18 protein-coding genes are annotated in these 17,738 nt (G+C 64.5%); 9 read left to right on the forward strand and 9 right to left on the reverse strand.

Annotated features, from left to right (window positions below):
* Positions 1-113: 113 nt before the first annotated feature.
* The 4 genes from AC3WLX_RS02195 to AC3WLX_RS02210 all read left to right on the forward strand — a co-directional run bounded on the left by AC3WLX_RS02195 (position 114) and on the right by AC3WLX_RS02210 (position 4,007).
* Entirely contained in the window at positions 114-737 is a 624-nt protein-coding gene (locus AC3WLX_RS02195) for a TRAP transporter small permease (protein ID WP_492334515.1), read from the forward strand.
* Entirely contained in the window at positions 737-2,002 is a 1,266-nt protein-coding gene (locus tag AC3WLX_RS02200; RefSeq protein ID WP_492334516.1) for a TRAP transporter large permease, read from the forward strand. Before AC3WLX_RS02195 ends, AC3WLX_RS02200 begins: the two co-directional genes overlap by 1 nt.
* An 18-nt stretch (positions 2,003-2,020) precedes the next feature.
* A complete protein-coding gene (locus AC3WLX_RS02205; RefSeq protein WP_492334517.1) occupies positions 2,021-3,004 on the forward strand; it encodes a TRAP transporter substrate-binding protein in 984 nt (327 codons plus the stop codon).
* Positions 3,005-3,080: 76 nt separating this feature from the next.
* A complete protein-coding gene (locus AC3WLX_RS02210; protein WP_492334518.1) occupies positions 3,081-4,007 on the forward strand; it encodes a dihydrodipicolinate synthase family protein in 927 nt (308 codons plus the stop codon).
* 168 nt (positions 4,008-4,175) lie between these two features.
* On the opposite strand, the gene AC3WLX_RS02215 is transcribed toward AC3WLX_RS02210, so the two are convergent.
* From AC3WLX_RS02215 to AC3WLX_RS02230, 4 genes are read right to left on the reverse strand one after another with little or no spacing between them, the layout of a single operon-like run.
* On the reverse strand, positions 4,176-5,087 hold the full coding sequence (locus AC3WLX_RS02215; RefSeq protein ID WP_492334519.1) for a hydroxymethylglutaryl-CoA lyase: 912 nt from the start codon (positions 5,085-5,087) through the stop codon (positions 4,176-4,178).
* 1 nt (position 5,088) lies between these two features.
* The gene (locus AC3WLX_RS02220) at positions 5,089-7,092 is read right to left on the reverse strand and encodes an acetyl/propionyl/methylcrotonyl-CoA carboxylase subunit alpha (protein ID WP_492334520.1); all 2,004 of its coding nucleotides are present in this window, start codon (positions 7,090-7,092) and stop codon (positions 5,089-5,091) included.
* Positions 7,093-7,096: 4 nt separating this feature from the next.
* Positions 7,097-8,701: a carboxyl transferase domain-containing protein gene (locus AC3WLX_RS02225; RefSeq protein ID WP_492334521.1), complete on the reverse strand. Its 1,605-nt coding sequence runs from the start codon at positions 8,699-8,701 to the stop codon at positions 7,097-7,099.
* A gap of 24 nt (positions 8,702-8,725) precedes the next feature.
* On the reverse strand, positions 8,726-9,898 hold the full coding sequence (locus AC3WLX_RS02230; RefSeq protein WP_492334522.1) for an isovaleryl-CoA dehydrogenase: 1,173 nt from the start codon (positions 9,896-9,898) through the stop codon (positions 8,726-8,728).
* Positions 9,899-10,008: 110 nt separating this feature from the next.
* Here AC3WLX_RS02230 and AC3WLX_RS02235 point away from each other — a divergent pair, with 110 nt between their 5' ends.
* Complete coding sequence (locus tag AC3WLX_RS02235; protein WP_492334523.1) at positions 10,009-11,037, forward strand: AraC family transcriptional regulator; 1,029 nt, start codon at positions 10,009-10,011, stop codon at positions 11,035-11,037.
* Between the two features lie 75 nt (positions 11,038-11,112).
* Here AC3WLX_RS02235 and AC3WLX_RS02240 read toward each other — a convergent pair whose 3' ends face one another.
* The 3 genes from AC3WLX_RS02240 to AC3WLX_RS02250 form a co-directional block, all read right to left on the reverse strand.
* Positions 11,113-11,412 carry a DUF3551 domain-containing protein gene (locus tag AC3WLX_RS02240; protein ID WP_492334524.1) on the reverse strand — a complete coding sequence of 100 codons (300 nt, stop codon included), beginning with the start codon at positions 11,410-11,412 and terminating at the stop codon, positions 11,113-11,115.
* A 213-nt stretch (positions 11,413-11,625) separates the two neighbouring features.
* A complete protein-coding gene (locus AC3WLX_RS02245; protein WP_492334525.1) occupies positions 11,626-12,117 on the reverse strand; it encodes an Lrp/AsnC family transcriptional regulator in 492 nt (163 codons plus the stop codon).
* Between the two features lie 212 nt (positions 12,118-12,329).
* The gene (locus AC3WLX_RS02250; RefSeq protein WP_492334526.1) at positions 12,330-12,635 is read right to left on the reverse strand and encodes an ETC complex I subunit; all 306 of its coding nucleotides are present in this window, start codon (positions 12,633-12,635) and stop codon (positions 12,330-12,332) included.
* Positions 12,636-12,889: 254 nt separating this feature from the next.
* Here AC3WLX_RS02250 and AC3WLX_RS02255 point away from each other — a divergent pair, with 254 nt between their 5' ends.
* Positions 12,890-14,059, forward strand: coding sequence for an OpgC domain-containing protein (locus tag AC3WLX_RS02255; RefSeq protein ID WP_492334527.1), 1,170 nt, complete (start codon positions 12,890-12,892; stop codon positions 14,057-14,059).
* Between the two features lie 163 nt (positions 14,060-14,222).
* Entirely contained in the window at positions 14,223-14,648 is a 426-nt protein-coding gene (locus AC3WLX_RS02260) for a translational machinery protein (RefSeq protein ID WP_492335899.1), read from the forward strand.
* A gap of 118 nt (positions 14,649-14,766) precedes the next feature.
* Here AC3WLX_RS02260 and AC3WLX_RS02265 read toward each other — a convergent pair whose 3' ends face one another.
* Positions 14,767-14,955: a hypothetical protein gene (locus AC3WLX_RS02265; protein ID WP_492334528.1), complete on the reverse strand. Its 189-nt coding sequence runs from the start codon at positions 14,953-14,955 to the stop codon at positions 14,767-14,769.
* 335 nt (positions 14,956-15,290) lie between these two features.
* On the opposite strand from AC3WLX_RS02265, the gene AC3WLX_RS02270 reads away from it, so the two are divergent.
* A complete protein-coding gene (locus AC3WLX_RS02270) occupies positions 15,291-15,446 on the forward strand; it encodes a hypothetical protein (protein ID WP_291626176.1) in 156 nt (51 codons plus the stop codon).
* A gap of 273 nt (positions 15,447-15,719) precedes the next feature.
* Here the strand turns inward: AC3WLX_RS02270 and AC3WLX_RS02275 are convergent, their stop codons facing one another.
* A complete protein-coding gene (locus AC3WLX_RS02275) occupies positions 15,720-16,682 on the reverse strand; it encodes a cupin domain-containing protein (protein ID WP_492334529.1) in 963 nt (320 codons plus the stop codon).
* 216 nt (positions 16,683-16,898) lie between these two features.
* On the opposite strand from AC3WLX_RS02275, the gene AC3WLX_RS02280 reads away from it, so the two are divergent.
* On the forward strand, positions 16,899-17,669 hold the full coding sequence (locus tag AC3WLX_RS02280; protein ID WP_492334530.1) for an alpha/beta fold hydrolase: 771 nt from the start codon (positions 16,899-16,901) through the stop codon (positions 17,667-17,669).
* The last annotated feature ends 69 nt before the right edge of the window (positions 17,670-17,738 follow it).

Genomic DNA, 17,738 nt, shown 5'->3' on the forward strand with positions numbered 1-17,738 from the left:
CAAACGCGCGGTTTGCCGCCGAAATGACCGCAAACTCCGTTTGACACTCAAAATGTATAAATTATACATTTGGCAATCGCACGACAAATCTTTCGGGGGTTGGGGCTTCTTTCATGATCGAGCAGACCATGCCGGCCACGCGCGCACTCGGCCTCCGACGCATAATCGTCAGGATGTCGAGTGCCCTGCTCGCCTGCGAGCGGCTCGCGCTGATGAGCCTGATGTATCTGCTCACCGGCCTGATCCTGGTAAACGTCGTCACCCGCTACTCACACTTCCCGATCTACTGGATCGATGAATCCGCGGTCTATTGCGTGGTCTGGCTGACCTTCATCGGCGCGTCCGCGATGACGCGGCTGCGGCTCGATTTCGCGGTGACCATGCTGACGGAGCGCCTTTCCGCTCAGCACCAGAAATTTGCAAAAGTAATCTCGACCGGCCTCGTCGTTGTGTTCGGCGTCGCCCTGATCGTCACCTGCGTGCTCTGGATGGATCCGGTCGGCCTCGCCCGCGCCGGCTTCGACGGGCGCAAGCTCGCAGCCGCAACCTTCAACTTCCTCTACACCGAGCGCACGCAGACGCTGAACTGGCCGACCTGGGTGCTCTATCTGACGCTGCCGATCTTTGCGGTGTCGATGACCATTCACGGGCTCGCCAATTTGCTGGAAGATCTCGAGCTGGTCCCGCGGACGGCGCCGAAGGGCTTCCAGCTCTCCGAGCTGGACGGGGTCAATTGATGATCACGTCAGCGGCCTTCATGGCGTTCATGCTGGTCGGCGTGCCGATCGGGCTTTGCTTGTGCCTCGCCGGCCTCGTCTACATCGCCGCCTCAGGCAACCCGGTGCTGTTTCAGTCCTATCCGCTCCAGCTGTTCGGCGGCGTCGACAGTTACGGGCTGATCGCCATCCCGCTGTTCATCCTGATCGGCGAGATCATGAACGGCGGCGGCATCACGCGGCGTATCGTCGACATGGCGATGGCCTTCGTCGGCTCACTCAAGGGCGGGCTCGCCTACGTCAACATCCTCGCCAACATGTTCATCTCCTCGATCCTGGGATCTGCGACGGCGCAGGTTGCGATCATGGCCCAGATCATGGTCCCCGAGATGGAGAAGAAGGGCTATGACAAGACCTTCGCCGCCGGCCTCACCGCCTATGGCGGCATGCTCGGCCCGATCATCCCTCCCTCGGTGATGTTCGTGGTCTACAGCGTGCTGGCGCAGGTCTCCGTCAGCGACATGCTGATCGCCGGCATCGTGCCGGGCGTCATCCTCACGGTGATGTTCTGCCTCGTCGTCGCGCTGATGGGCTACGTCTACAACTACCCCCGCGCGGATTACCAGACTCCGCGCCAGCGGCTCATGACGATCCTGCGGACCTCGCCGACGCTGCTGATCCCGATCGTCATCGTCGGCTCCATCCTCGGCGGGTTCGCCAACGCGACGGAATCCGCGGCCGTCGGCGCCGTTGCCGCGGCGCTGGTCGGAAAATACTGGACCAAGGAGTTCAAGTTCTCGCAGCTGCCGCAGATGATGCTGCGCAGCGCCATCTATTCGGCGATCGTGCTGTTCCTGGTCGCGGCCGCCGCCGTATTCTCCTGGGTGCTGATCTTCGGCAAGGTGCCTCAGGAGACCGCTGCCTGGATCCAGACCGTCGCCAAGGACCCGGTCAGCTTCATGCTGATCTGCAACGTCATCCTGCTGGTGATCGGCACCGTGATCGACGGCATTCCCGGTCTCATCATGACCGTTCCGATCCTGCTGCCGGTGGCAACCGAGATCTATCACATCGATCCCCGCCAGTTCGGCGTGGTCGTGGTGATCAACCTCGTGCTCGGCCTGCTGTCGCCGCCGGTCGGGCTCTGCTTCTTCGTCGCAGCCGCCGTCACCGGCGCCAAGCCCGGCAAGATGTTCATTGTGACGCTGCCGCTGTTCGTCATCTCCTGCGTCCTCCTGGTGCTGCTCTCGCTGTACCCCTCGCTCTCGCTGATCCTCGTCAAATAGGCCAATAGGAGTCCGACCATGCCGCTTTCTCGCCGCCGCTTTCTTGCTGCCAGTGCCGCCGCCTCGGTGTTCGCGCCATCGCTGGCGCTCGCCCAGGCCAAGGAATTCCGCCTCGGCCTGATCACACCCAACGGCCATTCCTGGAACAAGGCCGCGCTCAAATTCGGCGAGGATCTCAAGTCCGCGACTAACGGCCGCCTCACCCTGACCGTGTTCCACTCCGGTCAGCTCGGCAACGAGAGCGCGATGATGCAGCAATTGCAGTCCGGCGCGCTCGACATGGGCTTCATCCAGGCTGCCGAGCTCGGCTCGCGCGTGCCGCACATCGCCGCTATCAACGCGCCCTACATCGTCCGCTCGACGCCGGCGGTCGCGAAGTTCGTGCGGCATCCGGCGGCGGTGAAGCTGTTCGAGGTGCTGCCGCAGGAGACCGGAACGATCGGGCTCGGCTGGGGCATCACCGGCATGCGCGCGGTGTTCTCCTCCAAGGACCTCAATTCGCTCGCCGATATCAAGGGCATGAAGCTGCGCATCAACCCGACGCCGGTCTATCGCGACTTCTATTCTTCGCTCGGCGCAGCTCCGACGCCGATCCCGACCCCGCAGGTGTTCGATGCCATGGCCAACGGCCAGGTCGACGGCCTCGAGGCCGATCTCGAATTCTCCTGGAACCAGCGCTTCGACAAGGTGTCGAAGGTAATCCTGCAGATGAACGCCGTCTTCATGCCGATGGCCGCCGTCGTCTCGGGCCGGGTCTGGCAATCGCTGCCGGCAGCCGACCGCGAGCTGATCACCAAGACGATCAAGACGACGCTGGACGCGCAGATCGACGAGCTCGCCGGCAACGAACCCAAACTGATCGAGAACTTCAAGAACGCACCGATCCCGATCCGCCAGGTCGATGCCAAGGACACCGAGGCCGTCATCGCCGAGTTCGACAAGATCTGGCTGCCCAAAGCCCCGGTCCTCGCCGAGCTGCGCAAGGTCGGCGCGACGATCTGACATCATCCACCACCGTCACGTCAATGCCCGGCGGATCGAACGATCCGCCGGCACAATTCCAATCGGAGCCACAACAATGAGCCCACGCATCTCCTGGGAAGGCGTCTTCCCGGCCGTCACCACCCAATTCAACGACGATTTGTCGCTCAACATCGAGGCGACCGCCAAGGTCATGGACGGCTTGATCCGCGACGGCGTCTCCGGCCTGATCGTCTGCGGCTCGGTCGGCGAGAACACCTCGCTCGAGCGCAAGGAAAAGATTGCGATCATGGAGACCGCAAAGTCGGTCGCGAAAGGCCGCGTTCCGGTGCTGTGCGGCATCGCCGAATTCACCACGGCCTTTGCGGTCGAAACGGCCAAGGAAGCCAGGCGCGTCGGCATCGACGGCGTGATGGTGATGCCGGCGCTGGTCTATTCGTCCAAGCCGCACGAGACCGCCGCGCATTTCCGCGCGGTCGCCAGCGCGACCGACCTGCCGGTGATGCTCTACAACAACCCGCCGATCTACAAGAACGATGTCACGCCCGACATCCTCGCCTCGCTTGCCGACGTCGAGACCGTGGTCTGCTTCAAGGATTCCTCGGGCGACACGCGGCGCTTCATCGACACCCGCAACATGGTCGGCGACCGCTTCGTGCTGTTCGCGGGGCTGGACGACGTCATCGTCGAGAGCGTCGCTATGGGCGCGGTCGGTTGGGTCTCGGGCATGTCGAACGCGTTCCCGCGCGAGGGCGAGACGCTGTTCCGCCTCGCCAAGGCCGGGCGTTTTGCCGAAGCGATGCCGCTCTATGAATGGTTCATGCCGCTGCTGCACCTCGATGCCCGTCCGGACCTCGTCCAGTGCATCAAGCTGTGCGAGCACATCATGGGCCGCGGCACCGCGCTGACCCGCCCGCCCCGCCTGGCGCTGCTGCCGCACGAAAAGGCCGAGGTCGAGGCCATGATGGCCAAGGCGCTCAAGAACCGGCCGCGCCTGCCGGATGTCGGCCTCAAGGCGGCTTGACCAGAGGTCTCGTAGGGTGGGTTAGACCTGCGGCTGCGCAAAGCGCAGTCGCGGGGCCCACCAATTCTGTCTCCGCAGATACCAAAGAGGTGGGTTACGCACTGAAGATGCGCTGTGCGCATCTGCAGAGCTAACCCACCCTACGAAACCTACGTACTAGATTTGGTGCTACGAAGCCGTTCGCTTCCTCTTCGCGTTCAGCGCGGATGCCACGCGGCTCACAGGCAGCTTGCCAAGCACGCCGCTCATCGCGTTGGTGGCCGCGAGCAGCTTCTCCATATCCACGCCCGTCTTCACGCCCATGCCTTCGAGCATGTAGACGACGTCCTCGGTCGCGACATTGCCGGTCGCGCCGGGCGCGTAGGGACAGCCGCCGAGGCCGCCCGCGGCGGCGTCGATGACACGCACGCCCTCCTCCATCCCCGCATAGAGATTGGCCAGCGCCTGGCCGTAGGTATCGTGGAAATGCATCGCCAGCTTTCCGGCGGGGATGCTGGCGCTGACCGCGCGCAGCATCTCCTTGGCCTTGTCCGGCGTACCGACCCCGATCGTGTCGCCGAGGGAGATCTCGTAGCAGCCGAGCTCCCAGAGCGTCGTTGCGAGATCGGCGACCGCCTTCGGCTTGACCTCGCCGTCGAACGGGCAGCCGAGCACGCAGGAAATATAGCCGCGCACCCTCACGCCATCGGCCCTGGCGCGCGCCAGCACCGGCCTGAAGCGCTCGATGGATTCGGCGACCGTGCAGTTGATGTTGGCGCGCGAAAAGCCCTCGGACGCCGCCGCGAACACCGAGACGACCTTGGCGCCCGCGGCACGCGCGGCCTCGTAGCCCTTCTCGTTCGGCACCAATACGTGGAATTCGGCGCCCTTCACATGAGCGACACCCCGCAAGACGGCATCCGAACTCGCCATTTGCGGGATCGCCTTGGGCGAGACGAAGGCACCGACCTCGACCGTATCGAGGCCGGCCGCGACCAGCGCCTCGACGAACGCGATGCGATCCTCGACGCTGACCGGCGTCTTTTCGTTCTGGAGACCGTCGCGTGGCCCCATTTCGATGATGCGGACGGGATTGCTCATGTCACTCTCCGGACGGCTCGACCACGGCGAGCTCGATGCCCTCCTGCACGATGTCGCCGACCTTGCACTTGATCGACTTCAGCACGCCGGCATAGGGCGCGCGCAGCGTCTGCTCCATCTTCATCACTTCCAGCGTGAGGATCGGCGCGCCCTTCTCCAGCTTGGCGCCTTCCTCGGCCAGCACCGCGACGACCGTGCCCGGCAGGGGCGCAGCGATCTTGTCCGCGCCGACCTGCTCCTCGGTTTCGCCGCCGAACGGATCGACCCAGTGCAGGTCGAAGCGGCCGTTGCGCGTGCGCAAGTACAGCTCGTGGCCGTCGATGACCGCCGCGACCGATGATTTGACTCCATCGAGCGTCAGGTCGAAGCCGCCGTCCTTCACCGCGGTCGCGAACGCCAGCTCACGCTCGCCGATCACCAACGTCGAGGGACCGCTGCCATAGTTCAGCGTGATCTTCTGCTCCGGTCCGGACCCGACGCGGAAGGCAAAGCTGCGCTGGCGGCGGCCTACCGGCTGCCAGCCGAAGGTCTGCCAGGGTGAATTTGCCTGCGCACGGCCCGCTTGCTGCTCCTGATTGACGATCGCCGCGACCGCGGCACACAGCTCCAGCTCCCCCGGCGCCGGGGCCGCGGCGGTCAGCACCGCCAGCTCACGTTCGATGAATCCGGTATCGATCGCGTTGCTCCGCACTTTCGGATGCGTCATCAGCGCCGACAGGAACGGGATGTTCGTCACGATGCCGCGGACGTCGGACTCCTCCAGCCCGCGATTCAGTCGCTCGATCGCGACGTCCCGCGTCGGCGCCCAGGCGATCATCTTGGCGAGCATGGCGTCATAATACGGTGAGAGGCTATCACCCTCGCGATAGCCGGCGTCGATGCGCAAGCCCCCGGTTTCCGCCGGCAGCCGCCAGGTCGAGATCCGACCGACCGATGGCATGAAGTTCTTGGTCGGGTTCTCGGCATAGACACGCGCCTCGACCGCATGGCCGTTGAGCTTGATCTCGTCCTGCCTCAGCGGCAGCGCCTCACCGAAGGCGACGCGCAGCTGCCACTCGACGAGATCGATCCCGGTGATCAGCTCGGTGACGGGATGCTCGACCTGCAGGCGCGTGTTCATCTCGATGAAGAACACATCCTTGCCGTCGGAGACGAACTCGATGGTGCCGGCACCGACATAATTCACCGCGCCCGCCGCCTTTCGCGCGGCGGCACAGACCGTCTCGCGCTGCGCTGCATTGAGGGTCGGCGACGGCGCCTCCTCGATCACCTTCTGGTGCCGGCGCTGCAGCGTGCATTCGCGCTCGAACAGCGAGAGCAGATTGCCGTGGCTGTCACCGATGACCTGCACCTCGATATGCCGGGGGTTGTCGACATATTTTTCGATCAACATGCGGTCGTCGCCGAACGCGGCCTTGGCCTCGCGCTTGGCACTGACGATCGCGGGCGCAAGCTCGTCGGCGGAGCGCACGATGCGCATGCCGCGGCCGCCGCCGCCGGCGGACGCTTTCACCAGGATCGGGAAGCCGATCTTGTCCGCCGCCTTCGCCAGCGTCGCCTCGTCCTGGGCCTCGCCGTGATAGCCCGGCACCAGCGGCACGCCGGCCTTTTCCATCAGCGCCTTCGAGCCGGACTTCGAGCCCATCGCGTTCATCATCGCGGCGGTCGGGCCGACAAAGACGAGGCCGGCGTCATAGCAGGCCTGCGCGAACTCGGCATTCTCCGACAGGAAGCCGTAGCCGGGATGCACGGCCTCCGCGCCGGTCTTGCGCGCGGCCTCGATCAAGCGCTCGATGTTGAGATAGCTGTCGCGCGCCCGCGCCGGCCCGAGCAGCACGGCTTCATCGGCGAGCGCGACATGCATGGCGTCGCGATCGGCCTCGGAATAGACCGCGACGGTGCGCAGCCCCATGGCGCGCGCGGTGCGGATGACGCGGCAGGCGATCTCGCCGCGGTTGGCGATCAGGAGGGTGCGAAAACGCCGGTAGAGCTTTGAGCGGTCCATCGCATCACATCCTGAACAGGCCGAATTTCGTCGGCTCGATCGGCGCATTCGACGCTGCCGAGAGGCCGAGGCCGAGCACAAGGCGCGTGTCGGCCGGATCGATCACGCCGTCGTCCCACAGCCGCGCGGTCGCGTAATACGGATGCCCCTGGCTCTCATATTGCGCGCGGATGGGTTCGCGGAACTTGTCTTCCTCTTCCCGGGACCAGCTATCACCCTTGGCTTCGATGTTGTCGCGGCGGACCTGGCTCAGCACCATCGACGCCTGCTCGCCGCCCATGACAGAGATGCGCGCGTTCGGCCACATCCAGAGGAAGCGCGGCGAGTAGGCGCGGCCGCACATGCCGTAATTGCCGGCGCCGTAGGAGCCGCCGATCACCACCGTGAATTTCGGCACCGAGGCCGTCGCGACCGCCGTCACCAGCTTGGCGCCGTCGCGGGCGATGCCGCCGGCCTCGTACTTCTTGCCCACCATGAAGCCGGTGATGTTCTGCAGGAACACCAGGGGAATGCCGCGCTGGCAGCACAGCTCGATGAAATGCGCACCCTTCAGCGAGCTTTCGCTGAACAGGATGCCGTTGTTGGCGATGATGCCGACTGGATAACCCCAGATGTGGGCGAAGCCGCATACCAGCGTCGTGCCGTAGAGCTTCTTGAACTCGTCGAACTCCGAGCCATCCACGACGCGCGCGATGATGTCGCGCACGTCGAACGGCTTGCGGCCGTCGACCGGCACCACGCCGTAGATCTCCTCGGCCGCGAACAGCGGATCGCGCGGCGCATGCATGTTGAGGTTCGGCCGCGCCGGCGGCTTCAGCGTGCCGACGATGCGCCGCGCGATCCCGATCGCATGGGCATCGTTCTGCGCGTAATGATCGGTCACGCCGGACTGGCGCGAATGCACGTCGGCGCCGCCGAGTTCTTCCGCGCTGACGACTTCACCGGTCGCAGCCTTCACCAGCGGCGGCCCTCCGAGAAAGATGGTGCCCTGGTTGCGCACGATGATGCTCTCGTCCGACATCGCCGGCACATAGGCGCCGCCGGCGGTGCAGGAGCCCATCACGATCGCGATCTGCGGAATGCCCTGGGACGACATCTGCGCCTGGTTGTAGAAGATGCGGCCGAAGTGACGCTCGTCCGGAAAAATCTCGTCCTGCAGCGGCAGGAAGGCGCCGCCGGAATCGACCATGTAGACGCAGGGCAGATTGTTCTGCCGCGCGACGTCCTGCGCCCGCAGATGCTTCTTCACGGTCATGGGATAATAGGTGCCGCCCTTGATGGTGGCGTCATTGGCGACGATGACGCATTCACGGCCCGCGATGCGCCCGACGCCGGTGACGACGCTCGCCGAATGCACGTCGCCGCCATAGAGACCGTAGGCCGCCAGCGGCGACAGCTCCAGGAACGAGGTGCCGGGATCGACCAGGAGGTCGACGCGTTCACGCGCCAGCATTTTGCCGCGCGCAGTGTGGCGCTTGCGCGAGGTCTCGCCGCCGCCGCCGGCGACTTGGGCAAGCTTTTCGCGCAAGTCCGCGACGAGGCCGCGCATGGCCTCGGAATTGCGCGCGAAATCTGACGAAGACGGATCGATGCTGGAATGGAGCGGCATGGTGATTCCAATGCGGTGAAGGACTTAAGCCGTCTCGGCCATCAGTTCGCGGCCGATCAGCATGCGGCGCACCTCGGAGGTGCCGGCGCCGATCTCGTACAGCTTGGCATCACGCCACAGACGCCCGACCGGGAATTCTGAGGTGTAGCCGACGCCGCCCAGCGCCTGGATCGCCTCGCCGGCCATCCACGTCGCCTTCTCCGCGGAATAGAGGATCGCAGCCGCGGCGTCCTTGCGCAGGGTGCGCGCGTGGTCGGCACGATCGCAGGCGCGGCCCACGGCGTAGACATAGGCGCGCGTGGCCTGCCAGGTCGAATACATGTCGGCTAGCTTGCCCTGCATCAGCTGGAAGTCGCCGATCGGCTGGCCGAACTGCTTGCGCTCGTGCATGTAGGGCACCACGGCGTCCATGCACGCAGCCATGATTCCGAGCGGGCCGCCGGAGAGCACCGCACGCTCATAGTCCAGCCCGGACATCAGCACCTTGACCCCCTCGCCGACCTTGCCGAGCACATTCTCTTCCGGCACCTCGCATTCGTCGAAGAACAGCGGATAGGTGTTGGAGCCGCGCATGCCGAGCTTGTCGAGATGCTGGCCGTAGGTGAAGCCCTTGAAACCCTTCTCGACCAGGAATGCGGTCATGCCGCGCGGGCCGGCCTCCGGATCGGTCTTGGCATAGACCACCAGCACGTCGGCATCGCCGCCATTGGTAATCCACATCTTGGAGCCGTTGAGCACGTAGCGGTCGCCGCGCTTGTCGGCGCGCAGCTTCATCGAGACCACGTCGGAGCCGGCGCCCGGCTCGGACATCGCGAGCGCGCCGACATATTCGCCGGAGATCAGCTTCGGCAGATAGCGCTGGCGCTGTGCGTCGTTGCCGTTGCGGCGGATCTGGTTGACGCAGAGGTTGGAATGGGCGCCGTAGGACAGCCCCACCGCCGCCGAGCCGCGCGAGATCTCCTCCATGGCGACGATGTGGGCGAGATAGCCCATGCTGGAGCCGCCATATTGCTCCGGCGCGGTCATCCCGAGCAGGCCGAGGTCGCCGAAGCGTTTCCAGAGGTCCGCCGGGAACAGGTTTGCCTTCTCGATCTCAGCGGCACGCGGGGTGATCTCCGCCTCGACGAAGGCGCGCAAGGTGTCGCGCAGCAGGCTGATGTCTTCGCCCAGATCGAAATCGATGCTCGGGATGTTCACGGCGATTCCTCCGTATTTTGGCTCCGAACCTAGCCCGGTCCCGGCCCTCATGCGGTCGAAAAGGTTGCATTTTCCGCCAAACTTGGCGAGGATTTTTGCAGGGAGTTCCGATGCCTTTTCAAGCCGCCACCGCAATCCCGCGCCGTGCCATGACCCCCGCCGCCTTCGTCCGCGGCGTGGTCGGCGCCTACGAGCGGTACGGCCGCGATCCCGCGGAGGCCTTGAGCCGGGGCCAGGTCGCGCCGGAGCTCGTCCATTCCGGGGACGGACGGGTCACCGCCGCACAGTTCGAGGCCCTCGCCGGCCATGCCATGCGCGAGCTCGACGACGAGGCGCTCGGCTGGTTCTCGCGCCGGCTGCCCTGGGGCACCTACGGCATGCTGTGCCGTGCCTCGATCACCGCGCCGACGCTGGAGCTCGCGCTCAAGCGCTGGTGCCGGCATCACCGCCTGGTCACGGAAGATGTGCTGCTCGATCTCGAGATCGCCGATGAGACAGCGATCGTTTCGATCCGTGAGATGCGCGACCTCGGGCCCTTTCGCGAGTTCTGCCTCGTCACCCTGTTCCGCTACGTGCTCGGCTTCTCGTGCTGGGCTGTCGACTCCCGGATCGCGCTCCGGACGGCCGAGTTTCCTTTTCCCGAGCCGGGCCACGTCTCGGTCTATCCGACCATCTTCTGCCGGAGCGTCCGCTTCGACGCACCCGGCGCGGCCATCGTCTTCGACAAGCACTATCTGTCGCTGCCGCTGACACGCAGTCCGGCCGATCTCGACAACATGCTCAAGGGTGCCTTGCGGCTCACCGTGCTGCCCTACCGGCGCGACCGGCTGCTGGTCGAGCGCGTCCGCCGCGTGCTGCGCCATGCGCGCGGTCGCGTTCTCGGTGCCGAGGACGTCGCGCGCGAGCTCGCGCTCTCCACCCGCACCATGCATCGCCGCCTGCGCGAGGAGTCCACCTCGCTGCGCGATCTCAAGGAAGAGGCGAAGTTCGAACTCGCCAAGCAGGAGCTGATGCGCGGCCGCACCCCGATCAAGCGCATCGCGGAGATTGCCGGCTTCCGCAACGAAAAGAGCTTTTCGCGGGCCTTTCGCAGCTGGACCGGCGCAAGCCCGCGCGAATTTCGCGGCCGGTACCGGTGAGCGAGCGCGTCCGCTGCGGCTCCCGAGACGGATCTCGGAAGCCTAGCATCTCCGAACCGATCTCGATGGGCAGCGTCAGTTCGAGTTGGTCTGGCCGCCCGGGCGAAGCTTGGTGCGCGAGCGCGTCTGCTTCGGCTGCTGAGCGAACGCGTCGTTCGAGGTCTTCGCGCCGCCGCTCTGCGCGCAGGTGCCGCCGATGCCGCCGGCCGCGGCGCGGCACGCCTCCATCGTCGGATAGCCGCAGCCATGAGCGGCCTGGGCACCGTTGGTGATGCAGTAGTCTTCCGCCTGGGCTGCGGGCGCGGTCACCACGAGAAACGCGGATGCAAACAGCGTCGCAGCCGATGCGACGAACGTCTTCGAAATCGATGTCATGGCGTGTTGTCCTGCTTCGGGGTCCCATAAAGGAGTCCTCGGCATGCCAGGCATACGGAGGGCTACACCTCGCATCTAGACGGCCCTCCGGAACCGACAATCGCGGCTCCGCGCAATGCAGGACTTCAGGAATCACATGTCACAGTTAGGTGATTAACTCACGCATTAAATCGGACTGCCCGAATGGATGTCTGCCCTCTGGCATCCGCATCGTCATCCGGCCGGCGCCGCGGCCACCTCCTGCAACGGCAACGGCACATCCTTGGCCACCCCCAGCACGGGGAAGCTGCGGACGTTCTTGACGTCGGGCATCGCCGCGAAATGCAGGAGCTGCTGGCGCATGCTCTCGACGCTCGGCGCCACGCATTTGAGCAGATAGTCGGTGTCGCCGGAAATCCGCCAGCACTGCTGGATGCGCGGGATCGCGGCGATCGAGCTCTCGAACGTCTCCAGCACCGGCTGGGCCTGGCTGCCGAGCTGGATCGAGACGAACGACACCACCTCGTAGCCGAGCCGCCGCTCGTCGATCACCGCGCGTACCGCCCGGATCACGCCGCGGCTGAACAGCGACTTCAGCCGCCGCAGACAGTTCGGCGCGGACACGCCGACGCGCAGCGCCAGCTCGTTATTGCGCACCCGGCCGTCCTGTTGCAGCTCGGAAAGGATCTTCAGATCGACGCCGTCGAGCTGGTCACGCCCCGCCATACCCACCTCGCCATGATGGTGTCATGCGAGGCAGCGAAGCACGCGGCGGAATGGGTGCCAAGCGTCTTGGGCTCGGGCGACCAGCCGCTCCCTTCGTCATGGCCGGGCTTGTCCCGGCCATCCACGTTTTTCGACTACCGCCAAGAGCATGGATGCCCGGGACAAGCCCGGGCATGACGGCACTTTGGATGGTTGGGATGAGAATGGGCCCCTCAATGCGTCCAGGGCTCGCCGCGGCGGAACGAGAAATTGTCCGCGTACGCGACCGGCCGTCGCACCGATTCCTTCGGCTCGATCACCTGGTAAGGGATGCCCTTGCGTTCACAATAGGCGATCGCCTCGTCCTTGCTGTGGAAGCGCAGCGTGATCTGCTGCTTCATGTCGGCCGACGAGGTCCAGCCCATCAGGGGCTCGACCGCCCGCGGCTGCTCCGGCTCATAATCGAGCTGCCACTCCTTGGTCTTGGACCGGCCCGATTGCATCGCGTTCTTGGCGGGCTTGAAAATGCGTGCGGTCATGGCTGGTCCGGGCCTCTTCGTCTTTTCGTTCGATTTCGATGCGTCACGGTAGCAGTTGGTGGAAAGCTAGGGGATAGTATAGACACACCGATCGGGAACTGGATGGGTGATTCCGGCCCCCGGCCCCCTCGCCAACGGTATAGTCATTATGCTGCACCGTGACAATTGTGTACCCGCTTTCCGCGCCGGGGGCCCGCCCGGCGGCACCGCCTTGTCTATACCAGCAGATCCGTCCCTTCGAGAGCTCCCGTCGCATGGCCTTCCTGAACATCAACGCCACGCTGCCTGACAAGGGCCGTGACCTCAGGCTCGACCTGTTTCGCGGTGTCGCGAACTGGGCGATCTTCCTCGACCATATCCCCGACAACGTCGTGAACTGGATCACGACCCGCAACTACGGCTTCTCCGACGCAGCCGATCTGTTCGTCTTCATCTCCGGCTATACCGCCTCCTTCGTCTATGCGCGGATGATGCTGGAGCGCGGCTTCATCGTCGGCGCCACGCGGCTGACCAAGCGGGTCTGGCAGCTCTATGTCGCCCACATCATCCTGTTCGTGATCTACATCGCCTCGATCTCCTATCTCGCGCTGCGCTTCGGCGACAGCGAGATGATCAACGAGTTCAACGTCGCAGGCCTCGTCGACAATGCCACCGAGACGCTGCGCCAGGGCCTGTTCCTGCGCTTCAAGCCGCTCAATCTCGACGTGCTTCCGCTGTACATCGTGCTGATGGGCCTGTTTCCGCCGGTGCTCTGGTTCATGCTGCGCAAGCCCGACCTGACGATGGTCTTGTCGATCGTGCTGTGGCTGGTCGCGCGCCACAACGGTTGGAATCTGACGGCCTATCCGGCCGGCCAGTGGTACTTCAACCCCTACTGCTGGCAGGTGCTGTTCGTATTCGGCGCCTGGTGTGCCCTCGGCGGGGCCCGGCGCTCGATGACGCTGATCAATTCGCCTGTTACGCTGTGGCTGTGCCTCGGCTATCTCCTGTTCGCGCTGGTCATGACCATGGCCGGCCGCTTCCCCGCCTTCGGCGGCATGTTCCCGGAATGGCTGTTCTCGGCGTTCAACCCGAACGACAAGACCAACCTTGCGCCGTACCGCTTCCTCCATTTCGTCGTGATCGTGATCCTGGTGATCCGCTTCGTGCCGAAGGAATGGCCCGGCCTCGAATGGAAGGTGTTCGATCCCCTGATCGTCTGCGGCCAGCAGTCGCTCGCGGTGTTCTGCGTCGGCGTGTTCCTGTCCTTCGTGGGCCATTTCGAGCTGTCGATGAGCTCGGGTTCGCTGCTCGCGCAGATCTTCGTCAGCGTCGCCGGCATCGCGATCATGACGACGGTGGCCTATTACATCTCCTGGTCCAAGAAGCAGGACAAGCCGCTGAAGCCGCCACCGGCAAAGCCTGGCGCAGTTGCCGCGGCTTGAGCCCGAGTCGCCTCCGCTTTCCGGGGGCGCCGGCGGTTGCCCTGCTTCGAACCCGGGTCGGATTGACCTGGGTCAACAGAGGTGGCGCCATCTCGCATAGTGTCGCCGCGACATGAGCCGCCGCGCCGATTCCGGCGGCCTCCTCTCGCACAAGGCCGGACACATGCCCTCTCATTTCCACGCCGTGATATGGATCGATCATTCGCAGGCCCGCATCTTCCATCTCGGCCTGACCGGCTCGGACGAAGTCACGCTGCATCCGCACCTGGCGACACGCCATCTCCACCACAAGGCCAATGCGGTCGGCAGCGGCCATGCCGCGCCCGACAAGGCGTTCTACGCCGAAGTGACCAGAGCCCTGGCTGACGCCGGTGAGATCCTCATCATCGGTCCGGCGAGCGCCAAGACGGAGCTTGCCGGCCACATTCGCGCGAGCGCACCTGATCTGGCCAAGCGGATCGTCGCCGTGGAAGCAGCCGATCATCCCTCGGACGCCGAGATCATCGCCTATGCGAAGCGGCACTTCAAACTGCCGCTGCCGCGCGTGCAGCCACGCGGATCGGCCACGGGCGAGCGGCACTCGGGCTGAAGCGTGATCCGGACCCGAAGGGCCGCGTCAGCACAAAGTGCGAAGCGGCTTTCTCGAAAGCTTATGCGTCAACAACGACCTGATGCGCCATGACGATGCATCCCGACTGCATCGCGCTTCAGGCCGCCTCTTCGCCGTCGAACTCGGTGAATTTCTTGTAGATCCAGTCGCGGCCGTCGTGGCGCCGCCAGACCTTGCCGACAACGAACTGCCCGTTGATGGAGCGGCGCGGCACGATCACGGTCCAGAGGTGCCAGACCTCCGTCCAACTCGCACCGGCGGTCTTGAAGTTGCGATCAAGAGACATGGTGCAGAGCTCGCTGCGCAAAAATTCAAGTGATACGCCCGCCGCGACGAACCGTAATCTGTGGTCGCACAGAGTGAAGGCAGCCCATCGCAAGCCGGGATAGACCTGATAGCAGCCGTCAAAACGGCCGCAACAGCCGCTCGCCCTTAACCTAACCGGTCAACCTTACTTCTTGGGACGGATTGCCGCGATCCATTGAAAGCCGGCGCATGTTTTTGTAGACTGCGTGTGATTTGAGAACGGCCGCGCCGTTTTGGCGCACGGTGATTTCCATACTGAACTTTGCAAGCTGTCGGACGTTTGGAAGCAGTTGATTTTGCGGGGGAACAACAACAATGAATTTGCAATGTGCACGTCTGCGCCTCGCGGTGCGAGTGGCGCCGCCCGCGCCAATCGTCACCACGCCGCAGGAGCCGCCGCAAGCCGCCAACGACAACGAGGCGGCTTGGTCATTCGTCCCATTTCCGCCCGGCTGGCACGCCTCGAACTGACGAGCGCGCCCCGAAAAGCGCAACGCCGCGCAAGCGGAATATCATCGCTTGGCGGCGTCCGTTTAGACATTGGGCGCTGAAATCCCCAATACCCTTATGTCTCCGGCGGCGGCGAAAGGTTCGACGGCCTGCGGTCTGCATCACGATGGTTTGGGGAGCCTTATCAATTGGAAAAGCACACATTTCCTCCGTAGCAGCGGTGCATAGGCAAACATCGTCCGAGGTCCGAGATGGGCTCATAAGCGGGACCCGCCGTCGATGACCGCGACAAGCCTAATCGGCCACCGCTGCCTCCTGGAGGTCCCCTTGCCCTTCGCCGCTCTCAAAGCGTCGGGATGCCCGGTACCGGCCGGGCGATACGCCGTGATGTCGATGGAATAACTTCGAAAACGCCGCTGCGGTCTCGTAACCAACCCTGCTGGCAATTCGTGCGATGGACTCATCGCTGGTTTCCAGCAGGAACGCCGCTTCCGCCATGCGGCGTTCGATCACATAACGGTGCATGGACTGGCCGACGAGCTTGGTAAAGCGCGCCGAAAACACCGAGCGGCCGAGCCCCACGCGATGGCCAAGGTCGCTGAGCGTCCAAGGCTTCTCGGGGTTCTCGTGGATCAGCTTGAGTGCCGGTCCGATATGTGGGTCAGATATGGCACCGAGCCAGCCGCCTTGTCCGGGACTCAGGGAGGCGATCCAACTTCGGAGCACCTCGACAAAAAGCACTTCGGTCAGTCGTGAGAGTGCGACGTCTTGACCGGGACGCTCGAGCGCGGACTCGCTGACCATGCGGCGCAGGATTGCTTCGAGCCAACCACCGTCCGTCGTCGGCTTCAGCAGGAGCACGGGTGGGAGTAGTTCCATCACGCTGCCAAACACAGGCCGTGACACCGTGAAGTTGCCGCAGATCATGGTTGACAGCGGCTTTGCGCGGCCGCCGTGGCGAACGACGCCAAGACGCGGCGACGATCGATCGATGTCCGCAATCCGCAGAGGCCTGGCCCGGCGATCCGAATAAAACACATGGGGCTCGCCGCGCGTGATGACGACGAAATCTCCCTCGCTCATGTGGGTTTCCTGTCCCTGTCCGAGCGTGAGGGTCGCTGAGCCCTGGCTGAGATAGTGAAACAGAGCGTAGGGGCGCGCCGGCAACTCGAGATGCCAGGGATGGCCAAGCTCGAAGTGAAAGAGCAGCGTGCCGCCGAGACGAACGCGATCGAGCACTTGGGCGAGTATGTCCATGTCGCCGACATTAGATCGGTGGACGATCGGACACAACATCCGGACGATTGATCTCTGTCGTCCGCAAAGTCCGCACACTAGGTCATGTCGCGGCGGGCCGACGTCACGTACGGCATCCATTTCGCCCATGGCAGATGGAAAGAACCGCGACCTTGCTGGAAACGCCCGTCCATTCCCCCCGGACTGCGTTCGTCCGAATGCCAACAGGAATAATCAATGCGAAACATCCTTCTCTCGGCCGCCACCGTACTCTTGGCCGGAACGACGCTGGTCGGCTCCGTTCATTCCGCTGAACTACCCAAGGGAGCAGCCCACAATATCGTGCTCGTGCACGGCGCTTTCGTGGACCAGACGAGCTGGCAACCCGTTGCCGATATTCTCACGAAGAAGGGCTACAACGTTACGCTCGTCGAGAACCCGCTCACCTCCCTTGCCGCGGACGTCGATGCCACCAAACAGGCGCTGGCGAAGCAGGACGGAAAAACCGTGCTCGTCGGCCATTCCTGGGGCGGCGTGGTCATCACGCAAGCCGGTAACGATCCCAAGGTGTCGGCGCTGGTCTATGTTTCCGCCTTCGCGCCGGAGGTCGGCGAGTCCTTGGCGTCGCTGGCAAAAGCCGGCCCGGCGACCGAAGGCAGCAAAGCGATCCATCCCGATGCGAAGGGGAATTTGTACATCGATCCCAAAGTGTTTCCGTCAGCCGTCGCGGCCGACCTTCCTCCGGAAATCGCTGAGCACCTGGCCAACTCGCAGCTTCCGTTGAACCACGTCGCGTTCGAAGCCCCGGTCGACATGGCGGCCTGGCATGACAAGCCGACGTTCTACGTCATCAGCACAAAGGACAAGGTGCTGGCGCCCGAGGCCCAGAAGTCGTTCGCGGCCAGGATCAAGGCTCAAACGACGGAAGTTGCCGGCAGCCATGCCTCGCTCGTCGTCCACGCGAAGCAAGTCGCTGAGGTCATCGAGAAGGCCGCACGCGCGAAGTAACGGTACCGCTCCCGGTGCTTTCGCGCCGGGAGCGCGCCCGGTCGCTCAGTGAATGCAGAACGCGGGCCG

The organism is Bradyrhizobium sp. FW305-F6, from assembly GCF_058782905.1.